Below are 16,071 nucleotides of genomic sequence, written 5' to 3'. Positions count from 1 at the left end.
AAAATTTATACTGATGGGGTGAATATATGATAAATCTAGGTAATACTAATATGAAAATAAAAAGAGTTGGATTTGGAGGAATACCGATACAAAGAATAACTCAAGAAGATACTAATTTAGTAATAGATGAGCTAGAAAAAAATGGTATAAACTTTATTGATACAGCTAGAGGGTATACTGTAAGTGAAGAATATATAGGGAATTCTTTAGTAGGAAGAAGACAAAAGTTTTATATAGCTACTAAAAGTATGTCTAGAGATTATGAAGGTATGAAGAAAGATATAGAAATCAGCTTAAAGAATCTTAAAACTGATTATATTGATTTATATCAGCTACATAATGTCAAAATAGAAGAATATGAAACTATATTTAATGAAGATAAAGCATTTAGAGCTTTATTAGAGGCTCAAAAAGAAGGGAAAATAAAATATATAGGTATAACTAGCCATAGTATAGAGACTATAGAAAAGGCAATAGAAGATGGTAAGTTTGATACTATTCAATTTCCGTATAATATAGTTGAGGATCAGGCTGATGAAGCTTTTAAGAAGGCTCACGAAAAAGGCATAGGTATAATTGTCATGAAACCATTAGCAGGAGGAGCATTAGATGATGCTACATTGGCTATAAAGTATATATTATCAAAAGAATATATTGATGTAGCAATACCTGGAATGGACAGTATAAAACAAGTAAAAGAAAATGTAGATGTATTAAATAACCTAGGTTTAACAGAAGAAGATAAGGAAAAAATAGAGGATATAAGAGCTACTTTAGGTGGAAAGTTTTGTAGAAGATGCGAATATTGCTTACCATGTCCTTTAGGTGTAAATATACCCCAAAATTTCCTTTTAGAAGGTTATTATACTAGATATAATTTAAAAGAATGGTCAAAGGAAAGATATGATTCACTTGAAGGCAAAGCAAGTAAATGTATATCATGTGGAAAATGTGAAACTAAATGCCCTTATGAACTTCCGATTATAGAAATGCTTAAAAATGTATGTGAAAAGTTAGAAAAATAAACTAGGGGGATCAAGATAGATTTGCTACTTAGCAATATATCTTGATATGCCCTTTTTATTTTTCTTTTTGAGTGATAGTATAAGACACATCAAACTCTGATGTTGGATATAACTCTATTTCAACTCTAGGATTCTCTTTATCTATGAAGTCAAATAGAAGAACTGGCTTTAATTGTTTATCATTTTTTATTATTCCACTTTTTTCAATGCCATCACATATACTTTTAGGATAGTTATGAAGATCTCCCATTTTTTTATTGGGAAAATAAAGCTTTAAAACAGTTATTAGATCTTCTTCGATAGTTTCACCAAAGTATTGTTGATTTATATATCCTGCAATCATATTTTCATAGGCTAAGTATTTAGAATGCTTACCAGTTGATGGCATCCATGCTTGACCATGTATATTATGAAGCTTGAAATTAGATTTACTTATAGGTCTACCTGGTATTATTAATTTAATCAAAATATCACATCCTTACGATTAATAATTATAATATAAATTTGAATTAATGAAAGGAGGTTTTTATGAATAAAGAAAAATTAAAAGAATTTTGTAGTAGTATAGGTTTAAAATGTGTTGGAATAGCAGGAGTAGGGCCATACTATGATTTAGAAAAAATAATAAAGCAAAAGTTGTCAAACGGTTACTTTACAGGAATGGAAGAAGAAATAATAGAAAAGAGAGTAAACCCTAGGCTCATCATGGAAAATGCAAAATCTATAATTGTTTGTGCTTTTCCTTATTATGTAGATGAGATGGAAGAATCTAACTTATCAAAGTATTGTTATGGCGAGGATTACCATATAGTAGCAAAAAGATATTTACAGCAAATTTGTGATTTTTTAGAAGAAGAAATAAATAATTTTGAATATAAATTTTTTGTTGATAATGGTCCTCTAGTAGATAGATATCTTGCATATCAATCTGGAATAGGATATTTTGGAATAAATAATAATATAATAACAGATGAATATGGATCATATATATTTATTGGATATATAGTAAATAATTACGAGTTTTATACAGATAATCCATTACCTAAAACATGTATAAAATGTAATAAATGTGTAAAATATTGTCCGGGAAATGCTATATTAGGAAATTTTGAGTTAAATCCAAGAAGATGTTTGTCGTATATAACTCAAAAGAAGGACGATTTGTCAGAAGAAGAGATAAATCTGATAAAGGAAAATAAGATGGTTTTTGGATGTGACATATGCCAAGAAGTATGTCCTCATAATAAAGGCATATCTATAACTAATATAGAAGAATTTAAAACTAATTTAATAACAAAACTAGATTATAATGAAATAAATGACATTTCTAATAAAGAATTTAAACGAAGATATGGAAACAGAGCCTTTAGTTGGAGAGGTAAAAAAATAATACAAAGAAATATAGAAATAATTTTAGAGAAGCCTAAATAGAATAAATAAAGGGCTTCTTTTTTTACTCTGGAAAGAATATAAACCTTAATACATATAATTTAATATGATTAGTTTGGAGTAGAGAATAAATTAATTATACAAAATAGAAAGAGGGGGGAAATATGCAAAACTATAAAAATACATCTGAAATAGAGCCATTAAATGAAATCCTAGGCCAAGAAAGAGCAATACAAGCGATGGAAATAGGTCTTAAAATAGAAAATCCAGCGTATAACATATATGTTTCTGGTCATTCTGGAACAGGTAAAACAACATATACACTAAAAGCACTAGAAAAATATGCAAAAGGCAAGACTAAACATAAAGATTGGTGTTATGTTTATAATTTTGAACATCCAAGAGATCCAATATCAATTGGTTTGAAAATAGGTCTAGGAAAAGTATTTAAAAAAGATATAGAAAAACTAATTGAAACATTATTAGATGAATTAAAAGATGCCTTTGAAAGTGAAGATTATGAATTAGGAAAAAACCAATTATTAGAAAATTATGATATAGAAAAAGAGGCTCTATTAAAAGAAATTAAAAAGTATGGAGAAGAAAAAGGATTTAAATTAAAAAATAGTAAGCTTGGAATGGTATTTGTCCCTCTAAAAGAAGGTTATGAAGATGAAGTATCAGATGAAGAATTTTATAAAATTAAGAGAGATTTAGAGCATATGGCAATTCAAACAGTATATAAGATAAGGGATATAGAAGATGAGGCAAAAGAAGCTATATTGGAGTTAGAAGAAGAAATTGGTAGATTTATAATAGATCCTCATATTGAAGAGCTAAGTGAAAAATATAAGGATTATGAGAAGGTTAATGAGTATTTAATTAATATAAAAGAAGATATATTAGAAAATTTATTTTTATTTTATCTTGATGAAGATGAATTAAAAGATAAATTTGATAAAGATCATTTTTTAAAATATAGAGTAAATTTATTTGTAGATAATGATGATGAAAAAACTAAAACATCAGCGCCGATAATAGTTGAAACAAATCCTAGTCCAGCAAATTTATTTGGGAAGATAGAATATGATTATTATAATGGAAATTTAAAAACAGATTTTACCAAAATAATTCCTGGTGCAGTTCATAAAGCCAATGGTGGTTATTTGGTGTTGTATGCAGATCAATTACTTAGATATGGATTTTCATGGGATATGTTAAAAAGAACGGTTCAATCCAAAAAAATAATTATAGATACAAATACATCTATTAATCCAGAAAGTATACCAATAGATATAAAAGTTATATTAATAGGGAGCAATTACTTATACAATATTTTATATAGCTATGATAGTGATTTTAGCAAATACTTTAAAATATTTGTAGACTTTGATAATGAGATGGTTAAAAGTGAAGATAATGAAATGGGCATAGCAAAATTTATAGCACTTCAATGCAAAAAAAATAACTTAAAGCATTTTACTTATGACGCGGTTCAAGAAGTAATTAACTTTAGCACTAGATTATCAGGAGATATAGATAAATTATCTACAGAATTCAATAAAATCATGGAAGTAATAGTTGAAGGTAGTGCATATGCAGATATAAAAGGATCTGAATATGTAGATAAAGAAGATGTAAAAACAGCTATAAATGAAAGAAGAAATAGATTAAATAAAATAGAATCTAAGTTAGATGAATCGATAGAGAATGGTTTTACATTAATTGAAACATCGGGAAGTAGAGTTGGTGTAATAAATGGATTATCAGTTTTAAGTACAGGTGAATACTCATTTGGAAGACCATCTAGAATAACAGTTGCAACTAGTGTTGGAGGAAGAGGTGTAATAAATATAGAAAGAGAAGTTAAAATGAGTGGATCTATACATGATAAAGGTGTAATGATTTTATCAGGATACTTAGCAGAAAACTTTGCGCAAGAAGCTCCATTATCAATGAATGCATCTATTTGTTTTGAACAAAGTTATGGAGGTGTAGATGGAGATAGTGCTTCGGGCGCTGAGTTATATGCAATATTATCATCATTAGGAGGAATACCTATTAAACAAAATATAGCTGCTACGGGGTCTATTAATCAGAAAGGTGAAATTCAGGTTGTAGGTGGAATCACAGAGAAAATAGAAGGTTTTTATTTTACTTGCAAGAAAAAAGGTTTAAGCGGAGATCAAGGTGTGATAATTCCGAAAAATAATTCTAGAAATATAATTTTATCAGAAGAAGTTCAAGAGGCTATAAATGAAGGTAAGTTCCATATATATACAGTAAATAATGTAGAAGAAGCTATGGAAATACTTACTGATATGAAATTTGATGAAATAAAATTATTGGTTAAACAAAGATTAGATAGTTTTGCAAAAATTAAAAATGAAAAGAAATAAATGATTTATGATTTTTAAATAGGGTAAATAATAAAATATAAATTAAAGCAAGAACTGAAAAGTTTTTGCTTTTTTATTTGTTATAGATTAAAAAATTTGATAGATAATATAAATATAGATAAATAAAGAGGGGAGTAAAAATATGAAAGATGTTAATAAAATACTAGATGAATTACAGGTTTTATACCCTGATGCCAAGTGTGAGTTAAACTACACAACACCATTTGAACTTTTAATAGCTACTATATTATCGGCCCAGTGTACTGATGTAAGAGTAAATATTGTTACAGATGCAATGTTTAAAAAATATAATACGCCAGAAGCATTTAATGAATTAAGCTTGGAAGATATTATGCAAGAAATAAAAACATGTGGACTGTATAAAAGTAAGGCTCAAAAAATAAAAGAAACATCTAGAAAATTATGTGAGGAGTATAAAGGACAAGTTCCAGATACTTTAGAAGAATTAGTAAAATTACCAGGTGTAGGGAGAAAAACTGCTGGTGTAGTTTTAAGTAATGCCTTTAATATACCAGCAATTGCAGTGGATACTCATGTATTTAGAGTTGCCAATAGAATAGGAATAGTTAACACAAGTACACCGGAAAAAACAGAATTTGCGCTTATGGAAGCGATACCAAAAGATAGATGGTCTCATTCTCATCACTTATTAATATTTCATGGAAGGAGAATGTGTAAAGCAAGAAATCCTCAGTGTGAAATTTGTCCAGTAAAAAATGATTGTGACTACTATAAAAGAAGGGAATGATAGTCTTGAAACGAGTAAAAAAAATATCGTTAATAATAGTAGGAATATTTTTTGTGTGCAATATACAGGTTGTACAAGGAATCGAAAAAGAAGGAAGAATTCATAAAAATATTTTTGTAGAAAATATAGACTTATCAAACTTAACAAAAGAACAAGCTAGAAAAAAAATAAATGAAATTTTAGATGAAAATAATGAATTATCTCTAATTTATAAAGATAATAAATATACAATAAAATTAAATGAATTAGGTATAGTATATAATGTGGATGAAGTTGTAAATGAATCTTATAATATAGGAAGAAACAATACTATAGTAAATAATTTAAAAGAAAAATTTAAGCTAGATATGGGAAATAAGAAGACAATAAAATTAAATTATTCTTACAAAGAAGAAGAGTTGAATAATTATATAAATGAAATAGATAAAAAGTTATATATATCTCCAATAAATGCTACTATAAAAATTGAATCTGGAAAAATAATTACAACTAAAGAAGAGTATGGACAAAAAATAGATAAAGAAAAATTAAAAAAAGAAATACTTGATAAGGCTGATAATATATATGCATATAGTGTGGAAATACCAATACAAGTAGCAGAACCAAAATATAAAATAGAGCAATTATCTAAAATAGATACTATATTAGGAACATATGAAACTCATTTTAACCCTAAAGTTATAAATAGAGTTAACAATATACAAATAGCTGCAAATGCAACGAGTAATATTTTAGTAAATACAGAAGAAGAGTTTTCATTTAATACATTTATATTAAATTCTAATTCTGTAAAAAATATGAAAGAAGCACCTGTAATAATTAAAGGAAAATTAGAAAAAGGATTAGGTGGAGGAATATGCCAGGTATCTAGTACGATGTATAATGCGGCTCTTTATGCAGGTATGGAGATAACTAATATAAAAAATCACACTATACCAAGTGCATATATATCAAAAGGTAGAGATGCAACCATATCCTTAGGTAATATTGACTTTAGATTTAAGAATAAGTTTAATACACCTATATTAATATATAATGAGGTATTTGAAAATAGAATAGTTTCTACTATATATGGAAATAAAGAAGATAAGAAAGATATTGAAATTGTAACAGAGGTTATTGAAACTCTTCCTAATAAAGTGGTTGAAAAACGTAGTGAGGATTTTTATAAAGGAGAAAAATTTGTAGAGCAAGATGGAAGAGTTGGTTATAAAGTAAATACATTTAGAGTTTATAAATCAGAAAATAATATAACTAAAGAGTTTGTATATGAGAGTTTTTATCCTCCTATGGATAAAGTAATAGTATATGGAATTAAATCTAAAGATATTAAATCAGCACCAAAAATAGAAGATAAAAATATAAAGACTGAATTTGCATAATTTTGATAAATTAAGTGGATGATGTGATTATAAATATTTTCTGCTATAATAATATTTAGAAAATTAAACTATAAAATTTTAAAATTAAAGTTTTAACATTTACTAGGAGGATTATTATGTCATTAAATATAGTTTTAGTTGAACCGGAGATACCGCAAAATACAGGAAATATACTAAGAACATGTGCAGCTACTGGGTCAACATTACACTTAGTTAGACCACTAGGTTTTTCCTTAGAAGATAAATATTTAAAACGAAGTGGATTAGATTATTGGGATATAGCAAATATACAATATTATGATAGTTTTGATGAAGTTAAAGAAAAAAATCCAGAAGGGGTATTTTTCTACTCAACGACAAAAACAAATAATTCTCATTCAGATATGAAATTTGTAGAAAATTCATTTATAGTATTTGGTAAAGAAACTAAAGGTTTACCTGAAGATTTATTAAAAGCAAATCCAGATACGTGTATGAGAATACCTATGCTAGATCATGAAAGAGCTAGATCGCTAAATTTATCAAATGCAGTAGCAATAGTTGCATTTGAGGCATTAAGACAAATGGGATATCCAAATATGAAATAATGCTAATTTACCTAATATGATTTTAGAAGGGGGCATATTTATATAATGAATAATTTAAAAATAGTATGTGATAGTTTATCTGATGTACCAATAGAATTAATTAATGAATACGATATAGAAGTAGTTCCGCTGACTGTAATTATAGATAATAAGGAATATAAAGATGGTATAGATATAACTAAAGAAGATTTTTACAAAAAATTAAGAGAAGAAAATGTATATCCGAAAACTTCTCAAGCGACATATACTCAATTTAAAGAAGTTTTTGAAAAGCATATTAGAGAAGGTAAAGATATACTTTATATAGCAGGATCTTCAACTGCGACTGGTACATACCAAAGTGCTGTAATGGCAAAAAATGATTTAGATGGAAATATATATACTTATGATTCACAAAGCTTTTCTTATGGAATAGGAGTTTTAGTTGTTAGAGCTGCTGAGTTAGCCAAAGAAGGTAAGACTGCTACGGAAATTATAAGTGAATTACAAATATTAAGAGATCGATCTTATTTATTATTCTCTGTAGATACACTTGAATATTTACAAAAAGGTGGAAGAATTTCTTCTACAAAGGCAACTATAGCTAATATATTGAACATAAAACCTATACTTGATGTTAGAGATGGTTTGGTTGCACCAATAGCACAAGTTAGAGGTAAAAAGAATGTAATTTCTAAAATGATAGATCTCATAAAGGACCAATGTGGAGATGATTTATCAGATCAAGTAATTTATATTGGATATAGTGATGATGATAAAGAAAAAGAAAAACTAATTGAAGTTGCAAAGAATGAATTAAATCCAAAAGATATAAAGTTTTTCATGGTCGGAACTTGTATAGGATCTCATTCTGGTCCTGGTGTAACTGGTATATTAACTTTTAAAAAATAGTCTCAAGAATTGAGACTATTTTTTTACGTTAAGGAAATTATATTAAATTAACAGATATAGGTAATTTATTAAATATAGACATATCGATATATTCATTTTACTATAAAAAAGTTTAAAAAATAATTAAAAGTATATATTAGTATATTTAAATATAGATTAAATACATACTAAATCGATTACTAAAATCATAAATGTGACATTTTACCGCAAAAAAAATAAAAATATATATAAAAGTATAGCGAAAAAGATAAAAATAGTGTAAAATAAAATTAAATTAATTATTATATATGAAATGATTTTGGAGGGAAAACATGAAACTTAAAAAGTTATTAGCTCTAGGCTTAACTACAGTTATGACTGCTGGATTATTAGTAGGATGTGGTTCAAGTGAAGGTGACACAGCTGAAAAATCAGAGGATAAGGTTTATAAAATAGGAATGATAACAGATACAGGTGGAGTAAATGATGAATCATTCAACCAATCAGCATGGAAAGGTCTTCAAGACTTAAAGAAAGAATATGGAGATAAAGTAGAAGTTAAATACTTAGAATCAAAACAAGATGCTGACTATGTTCCAAATGTAGAAACATATATGGATGAAGAATATGACCTAGTAATAGGTGTTGGATATAAATTAGAGCCAGCTATAAAAGAAGCTGCAAAGAACTACCCAGATCAACAATTTGCTATAATAGACTCAGTAGTTGAAGCGGATAACGTTAACTCATTAACTTTCGAAGATAATGTATCATCTTACTTAGCAGGTTTAGTTGCTGCAAGAATGTCTGAAACTGGAAAAGTTGCTTTCATAGGTGGAATGGAAAGTGAAGTTATAGCTAAATTTGAATATGGATTTAAAGCAGGTGCTTATACTGCTAAAGAGGATATTGAAGTATCTTCTCAATATACAAATAGTTATACAGATGCTGCTTTAGGAAAATCAATAGCAAATCAAATGCACAATAATGGTGTAGATGTAATATTCACAGCTGCAGGAGCTTGTGGAACAGGAGCTATAGAAGCTGCTAAAGAAAACAATAAAAAAGCTATAGGTGTTGATTCAGATCAATACAACTTAGCTCCAGACAATATGTTAACATCAGCTATGAAAAATATAGATGTTGCAGTATTTAACTTAGGTAAGTCTATGATAGAAGGTAACTATAAAGGTGGACAAATTATAGTTAATACATTAGAAACAGGTGGTGTTGGTATAGCTCCAACTAGTGATAAGAATGTACAACCTGACGTATTAAACTATGTTAACGAAATGGCTGAAAAAATAAAGAGCGGAGAAATAAAGGTTCCAGCTACTAAGGAAGAATTCGAAGCTGCTTTCCCAGATAAAAAATAATTAAATAATTTTATAAAAAAACTATCCTAATTAATAGGATAGTTTTTTTATTGATAAAATACATGGATAAAAAAAAAATAAAATGAGAAACCTAAAACTATATATAATGAATGTGTTTAGGAGGCAAAAGTATGAAACTTAAAAAAACTTTAGCTATTGCTACATCAATAATGCTATCAGCGTCTATGATAGTTGGATGTAGTAATAAAAGCAATGAAATCTCTTCTGGAGGCAATGAAACAAAACATGTATTCAAAATAGGAATGGTAACTGATACAGGTGGAGTAAACGATGAATCTTTTAATCAATCTGCATGGAAAGGTCTTCAGAAGGTTAAAGATGAATATGGAGACAAGGTAGATGTTAAATACTTGGAATCTAAGCAGGATGCTGATTACACTCCAAATGTAGAAACTTTTGTAGACGAAGGTGTTGACTTAATTCTTGGTGTAGGATATAAACTAAAGCCTGCAATACAAGAAGCAGCTAAAAATTATCCTGATAATAAATTTGCAATAGTAGATGAAGTTGTAGATGCACCAAACGTAGATTCTTTAATATTTGAAGATAATGTTTCTTCATACTTAACAGGTTTAATTGCAGGTAGAATGACTAAAACAGGAAAAGTTGGATTTATAGGTGGAATGGAAAGTGAAGTTATAAGTAAATTTGAGTATGGATTTAAAGCAGGAGTATTAGATTCTAACCCAGATGCAAAAATATCAACTCAATATACTAATAGCTATACTGATGCAGCATTAGGAAAATCAATAGCAAATCAAATGCATTCTGATGGTGTAGATGTAATATTTACTGCAGCAGGGGCTTGTGGAACAGGAGCTATAGAAGCAGCTAAAGAAAATAATAAAATGGCAATAGGTGTTGACCAAGACCAAAACTCATTAGCACCAAAAAATGTAATAACATCAGCTATGAAAAATATAGATGTAGCAGTATTTGATATATCAAAAACACTTATAGATGGAAAATATGAAGGTGGAAAAACTATAGTTAATACTTTATCAACAGGAGGTGTAGGTATAGCACCTACAACTAAAGATAATGTGCCAGAAGAAGTATTAACATATGTAAATGATCAATCAGAAAAAATAAAATCAGGGGATATAAAAGTTCCAGCTAATAAAGCTGAATTTGAAAAAGCATATCCTGAGAATAAATAGAATGAATAAAACTTCCTTTTATTATATAAATTTTATTACTATTTATAAAATTTAATTTTAAAAGGAAGTTTTTATACATTATTATTGAGATTTAATACCTTTTTGATCTTATATTTAAATTTAGTTTATTGAAATAAATAGATTAGGCACTTTATGGATAATATATAAGTATATGCAATAGGATTTATTAAAAATGTAAATAGTATACTATAATTACTAAAAGAGAGGCGATAATTAGGTGAATAATTATTAATGATATATATAAATTAAATAAAATATAAAAAAATGTCGAAAATAGTTTGTTATATGAACTATATTTTAGTATAATAAATAGTGCTTGATTAGTAAATAAGGAGGGTAACGAAGAGCGATGAATAAAAGTAATATCGATTACAGTCAAAAAGTTGTTGAAATGAAAAAGATAACTAAAAAGTTCGGAAATTTTGTAGCTAATGACAATATAGATTTGACTGTACATAAAGGAGAAGTACATGCTCTTTTAGGAGAAAATGGAGCAGGAAAATCTACATTGATGAACATACTATATGGTTTATATCATCCAACATCTGGAGAAATACATATAAACGGAAAATTAGTAAATATAGATAACCCTAATGTAGCTATAGAGAATGGAATAGGTATGGTACATCAACATTTCATGTTAGTACAACCATTTACAGTGGCTCAAAATATAATACTTGGAACTGAACCAGTTAAAGGTTTAGGTGCAGTTAATATGAAAAAAGCTATTGAAGATGTTAAAGCGTTATCTGAGAAATATGGATTATATGTTGATCCTAATGCAAAGGTTGAAGATATAACAGTTGGTATGCAGCAAAGAGTTGAGATATTAAAAGCTTTATATAGAGGAGCTGAAATATTAATACTTGATGAACCTACTGCAGTTCTTACTCCACAAGAAATAAATGAACTTATGCAAATTATAAGAAACTTAACTAAAGAAGGAAAGTCAGTAATTATAATAACTCATAAGTTAAAAGAAATAAAAGCTGCAGCTGATTACTGTACTATAATAAGAAGAGGTAAATATATAGATACAGTTAAAGTTGAAGAAGCAAGTGAAGATGATCTAGCAGCAATGATGGTTGGTAGAGAAGTTAACTTTAAAGTTGATAAAAAAGAGCCTAAATTAGGAGATGTTGTTTTATCAATAAAAGATTTATTAGTAAGAGATAACAGAAAAATAGCAGCTGTAGATGGTTTAACATTAGATGTTAGAGCAGGTGAAATACTAGGTATAGCTGGTATAGATGGAAATGGACAATCTGAATTAGTTGAAGCTCTTACAGGTCTTAGAAAGGCTGAATCTGGAAGTATAAAAATAAATGGACATGAAGTTTTAAATAATAAACCGATAGAAATGTTTAAAAAAGGTATAAAGAATATACCTGAAGATAGACAAAAAAGAGGTTTAATACTTGACTTTACAATAGCAGAAAACACAGTTTTACAAAACTATAAAGATCCTAGATTCTCTAAAAATGGAATCTTAAATATGGATGCAATAGAAAAGCATGCAGAAGAGATAGTAAGAAGATTTGACGTAAGACCTACTGATCATACAGTAAAAGCAAGAGCTTTATCTGGAGGTAACCAACAAAAGATCATAATAGGTAGAGAAGTTGATAATATAGAAGTTTCTAGAGCTGCAACAAAAGAACCTCAATTATTAATAGCAACACAACCAACAAGAGGTCTAGATGTTGGTGCAATAGAATTCGTTCATAGTTCTCTTGTAAAACAAAGAGATGAAGGAAATGCGGTTCTTTTAGTATCACTTGAATTAGATGAAGTTATGAATGTATCTGATAGAATAGCTGTAATTTACGAAGGTAAAATAGTAGGTATAGTTGATGGTAAGAATGCAGATGAAAATACATTAGGATTTATGATGGCAGGAGGTGCAGAAGATGAACAATAAAAAAGATAAGAAAAAAAGATCTGCTGCCAATAATACGATTATTTTCTCACTAGTGTCGATATTATTAGGTTTAGTAGTAGGTGCAATAGCATTATTAATAGCTGGATTTAATCCAATAGAAGCATATTCAGCTATGATAACAGGTGTAATTGGTAAGCCTAAATTTATAGCATGGACTATAATAAGATCTACACCACTTATATTAACGGGTCTTTCTATAGCCTTTGCATATAAAACAGGTCTATTCAATATAGGTGCTGAAGGGCAGTTTATAATAGGTGCTCTATTTGCAACATTAGTTGGAGCTGGAATAGAATTGCCTGCAATTATACATATACCTCTTACTCTTTTAATAGCAGCTTTAGCTGGTGCTGTTTGGGGTGGAATTGCAGGATGGTTAAAATCTAAGTATGGAATAAATGAAGTTATAGCAACAATAATGTTAAACTGGATTGCATTTTATTTAAGTAATTATATGATAAGAACTACTTGGTTAGCGCAACCAAATAGTGAAGCATCAGTTAGTATACATGAAAGTGCAAGTATAGGAATAGATTGGTTAAAAGGATTAGTTGGACCAGCTACTTCTGTAAACTGGGGTATAGTTATATCTATAATAGTAGTATTAATAATAGCATTTATACTATTTAAAACAACTCTAGGATTCGAATTAAGAGGAGTTGGACACAACAAGTTCGGAGCTGAATATGGTGGAATAAATGTAAATAGATCTATATTACAATCTATGGCTATAGCAGGTTTAATAGCAGGACTTGCTGGTGCAATACAAGTTATGGGGGTATCTCATAATATAACAGTATTAGCAGCTCAAGAAGGATATGGTTTTGATGGTATAGCAGTAGCATTAATAGCTAATAGTAACCCAATTGGAGTTATATTCTCAGGATTATTATTCGGAGCGTTCAAATATGGAGGAACTAAGATGCAAGCAATCGGAGCTCCTTCTGAGGTAGTAAACATAGTTGTTGGTTCGATAGTTTACTTTATAGCTTTAAGTAGCGTATTAAAAATGTTATATGAAAAAATGAAAGAAAAAAGAAGTAAAGGGGGTAATGCATAATGGAACAAATAGCTTTAATTATTAGTACAACTTTAATGTACTCTACACCCCTTATATTTACAGCATTAGGAGGAGTGTTCTCTGAAAAATCAGGTATAGTAAACATAGGTCTAGAAGGTATGATGGTTATGGGTGCATTTGCAGGAGCAGCTGCAGGATATCTTTTAGGAAATCCATGGTTAGCATTTATTATAGGAGGACTTGCTGGTGGACTATTTGCTTTAATTCATGCAATAGCAACAGTTAGTTTTAATGCAGACCACACAATATCAGGGGTTGCTATAAACTTACTTGCACCAGGTGTAGCATTATTCGTATCTAAAATAATGTTTGATGGGGCAACAATGACTCCAACAATACCAATGGAAAATAAAATACCAAGACCTCTAAATGGTTTATTTGAATCAGGAAGTATACTAGATACTATATTTAACTCATATGCTACAGTATATTTAGCATTCATACTAGTTTTTGTAGTATGGTATGTATTATATAAGACTAAGTTTGGTCTTAGAGTAACAGCAGTTGGAGAGCATCCAGGTGCGGCAGATACTTTAGGTATAAATGTAACTCGTGTAAGATATGCAGCAGTTATAATATCAGGTATATTAGCAGGACTTGGTGGAGCATCTATGAGTTTAGCAGTTGTTTCATCATTTAGACCAACACTAATATCTGGTCATGGATATATTGCAATGGCAGCAGTTATATTTAGTAAATGGAGACCACAATGGGCTATGGTAGCTTGTTTACTATTTGGTTTCTCTACTTCTTTAACAGTTTTCTTTGGAAATCCAGAGTTACCATTTAGTATAAATGAAAACTTACTATCAATGATACCGTATGTAGTGACATTAATAGTCTTAGTTTTATTTGTTAAGAGTTCTAAAGCTCCTTCAGCTCTTGGAAATCCATATAAAAAAGGTGAAAGATAATAATATTATTTATTAGAAATAGAAAATAGTTAAACAGGAATAAATATCTTATATTTATTCCTGTTTTTTTATTTTTAAGATTTATTGCTAATATTTACGTACTTTAAGGGATGGATTAAGGGATAAAACTTAAAATAAATTCTTATAATATATTCTGATAAAAAAATTTAAAACTATTTGAAATAGAGTTTAAAAAATATATTTATAGAAATAATAATTATAAGATAAGAATTTTATTATTAGACGATCCTCTTTTATATGGCAAGAAAGGGGCGATGATTTTGACAAATAAAGAAATTCATATAAGTTTTTCACAACATCATAGGATTGATGCCCAAGAATTTTTAGAAATAAAAAGGTTGAAGAATATAAGTTTTAATAGAGACTTAGTAGATGTAGTGGTTGATTTAGATATTGAAGATGAGTTAAACCTAGAGGATATAATAAATAAACTAACCAGTCTAGTAATAAACATAATAAAACAAAAATATTTAAAAGAGTATGTAGAGAAAAAATTTAGTTCCTCATATAGAAAAGAAAGTGAAATTATTTATACATATTCACTAGCAGTTTTTGAAAGAACAGAAAACCTAATTAGAGATACAATAATGAAAAAATTATATACTCACTTATATAATGAAGACTCAATAAATATAGATGGTTTTTTAACCTTTAGATTAAAAGAAACTGCTATGTATTTATCTTCAATAGCTGATACAGCATTAGAAGAATATCTGTTAGATAGAGATCAGAAAGAGTTCATAAATGTATTAAAGTACTTTATAGATATGCAAGAAGCTAAAATTGACTTGTTAGTAGTTCATATATTACAAAATGGATCTTTTGTAATGTATGATGGAGAAGGGAATAAAATTGATAATATTGATGATGAAGAAATTATAAATATGGTATTAAAAGAAAATTTGAACTATGAAGATTTTCTTATAAGCACATTATTATCTCTTTGTCCTAAAAAAATACAAATTATGGATTCGTTAAATAATGATTCTTCTAAATTAGTTATAGAAACTATTAAATCAATATTTGAGGATAGAATTAGTAGTATTTTTACAAATTAAATAGTGAATTAGAATGTATTGCTAGTAAAAAGTACTTTTTTAATCTATAGATTAGT

14 protein-coding genes are annotated in these 16,071 nt (G+C 28.1%); 13 read left to right on the top strand and 1 reads right to left on the bottom strand.

The window, feature by feature from the left end; genetic code table 11:
- Positions 1 to 26 precede the first annotated feature (26 nt).
- Complete coding sequence (locus tag HF520_RS11505) at positions 27 to 1,025, top strand: aldo/keto reductase (RefSeq protein ID WP_168574166.1); 999 nt, start codon at positions 27 to 29, stop codon at positions 1,023 to 1,025.
- A 55-nt stretch (positions 1,026 to 1,080) separates the two neighbouring features.
- On the opposite strand, the gene HF520_RS11500 is transcribed toward HF520_RS11505, so the two are convergent.
- The gene (locus HF520_RS11500; protein WP_168574165.1) at positions 1,081 to 1,491 is read right to left on the bottom strand and encodes a RusA family crossover junction endodeoxyribonuclease; all 411 of its coding nucleotides are present in this window, start codon (positions 1,489 to 1,491) and stop codon (positions 1,081 to 1,083) included.
- 62 nt (positions 1,492 to 1,553) lie between these two features.
- Between HF520_RS11500 and queG the strand changes: the two genes are divergently transcribed.
- The 12 genes from queG to HF520_RS11440 all read left to right on the top strand — a co-directional run bounded on the left by queG (position 1,554) and on the right by HF520_RS11440 (position 16,015).
- Positions 1,554 to 2,456: a tRNA epoxyqueuosine(34) reductase QueG gene (queG, locus tag HF520_RS11495; protein WP_168574164.1), complete on the top strand. Its 903-nt coding sequence runs from the start codon at positions 1,554 to 1,556 to the stop codon at positions 2,454 to 2,456.
- Between the two features lie 122 nt (positions 2,457 to 2,578).
- Positions 2,579 to 4,813 (top strand): Lon protease family protein, encoded by a 2,235-nt coding sequence (locus tag HF520_RS11490; protein ID WP_168574163.1) that lies wholly within the window; start codon positions 2,579 to 2,581, stop codon positions 4,811 to 4,813.
- Positions 4,814 to 4,955: 142 nt separating this feature from the next.
- Positions 4,956 to 5,582, top strand: a complete 627-nt coding sequence (nth, locus tag HF520_RS11485; RefSeq protein ID WP_168574162.1) for an endonuclease III — start codon at positions 4,956 to 4,958, stop codon at positions 5,580 to 5,582.
- 5 nt (positions 5,583 to 5,587) lie between these two features.
- Positions 5,588 to 6,964: a VanW family protein gene (locus HF520_RS11480; RefSeq protein WP_168574161.1), complete on the top strand. Its 1,377-nt coding sequence runs from the start codon at positions 5,588 to 5,590 to the stop codon at positions 6,962 to 6,964.
- Positions 6,965 to 7,080: 116 nt separating this feature from the next.
- Positions 7,081 to 7,551 carry a tRNA (uridine(34)/cytosine(34)/5-carboxymethylaminomethyluridine(34)-2'-O)-methyltransferase TrmL gene (gene trmL / locus HF520_RS11475; protein ID WP_168574160.1) on the top strand — a complete coding sequence of 157 codons (471 nt, stop codon included), beginning with the start codon at positions 7,081 to 7,083 and terminating at the stop codon, positions 7,549 to 7,551.
- A gap of 45 nt (positions 7,552 to 7,596) precedes the next feature.
- The gene (locus tag HF520_RS11470) at positions 7,597 to 8,442 is read left to right on the top strand and encodes a DegV family protein (RefSeq protein ID WP_168574159.1); all 846 of its coding nucleotides are present in this window, start codon (positions 7,597 to 7,599) and stop codon (positions 8,440 to 8,442) included.
- Positions 8,443 to 8,753: 311 nt separating this feature from the next.
- Positions 8,754 to 9,797: a BMP family lipoprotein gene (locus HF520_RS11465; protein WP_168574158.1), complete on the top strand. Its 1,044-nt coding sequence runs from the start codon at positions 8,754 to 8,756 to the stop codon at positions 9,795 to 9,797.
- A gap of 131 nt (positions 9,798 to 9,928) precedes the next feature.
- Complete coding sequence (locus tag HF520_RS11460; protein WP_168574157.1) at positions 9,929 to 10,978, top strand: BMP family lipoprotein; 1,050 nt, start codon at positions 9,929 to 9,931, stop codon at positions 10,976 to 10,978.
- 370 nt (positions 10,979 to 11,348) lie between these two features.
- On the top strand, positions 11,349 to 12,920 hold the full coding sequence (locus HF520_RS11455) for an ABC transporter ATP-binding protein (protein WP_168574156.1): 1,572 nt from the start codon (positions 11,349 to 11,351) through the stop codon (positions 12,918 to 12,920).
- A complete protein-coding gene (locus HF520_RS11450) occupies positions 12,910 to 14,001 on the top strand; it encodes an ABC transporter permease (RefSeq protein ID WP_168574155.1) in 1,092 nt (363 codons plus the stop codon). The genes HF520_RS11455 and HF520_RS11450 overlap by 11 nt, the downstream gene beginning before the upstream one ends.
- Positions 14,001 to 14,936, top strand: a complete 936-nt coding sequence (locus HF520_RS11445; protein ID WP_168574154.1) for an ABC transporter permease — start codon at positions 14,001 to 14,003, stop codon at positions 14,934 to 14,936. Before HF520_RS11450 ends, HF520_RS11445 begins: the two co-directional genes overlap by 1 nt.
- Positions 14,937 to 15,217: 281 nt before the next feature.
- The gene (locus HF520_RS11440) at positions 15,218 to 16,015 is read left to right on the top strand and encodes a putative sporulation protein YtxC (protein WP_168574153.1); all 798 of its coding nucleotides are present in this window, start codon (positions 15,218 to 15,220) and stop codon (positions 16,013 to 16,015) included.
- The last annotated feature ends 56 nt before the right edge of the window (positions 16,016 to 16,071 follow it).

It is taken from the genome of Romboutsia sp. CE17 (genome assembly GCF_012317385.1).
Lineage (GTDB): Bacteria > Bacillota > Clostridia > Peptostreptococcales > Peptostreptococcaceae > Romboutsia_E.
This window is presented reverse-complemented; position numbering and strand designations above follow the sequence as displayed.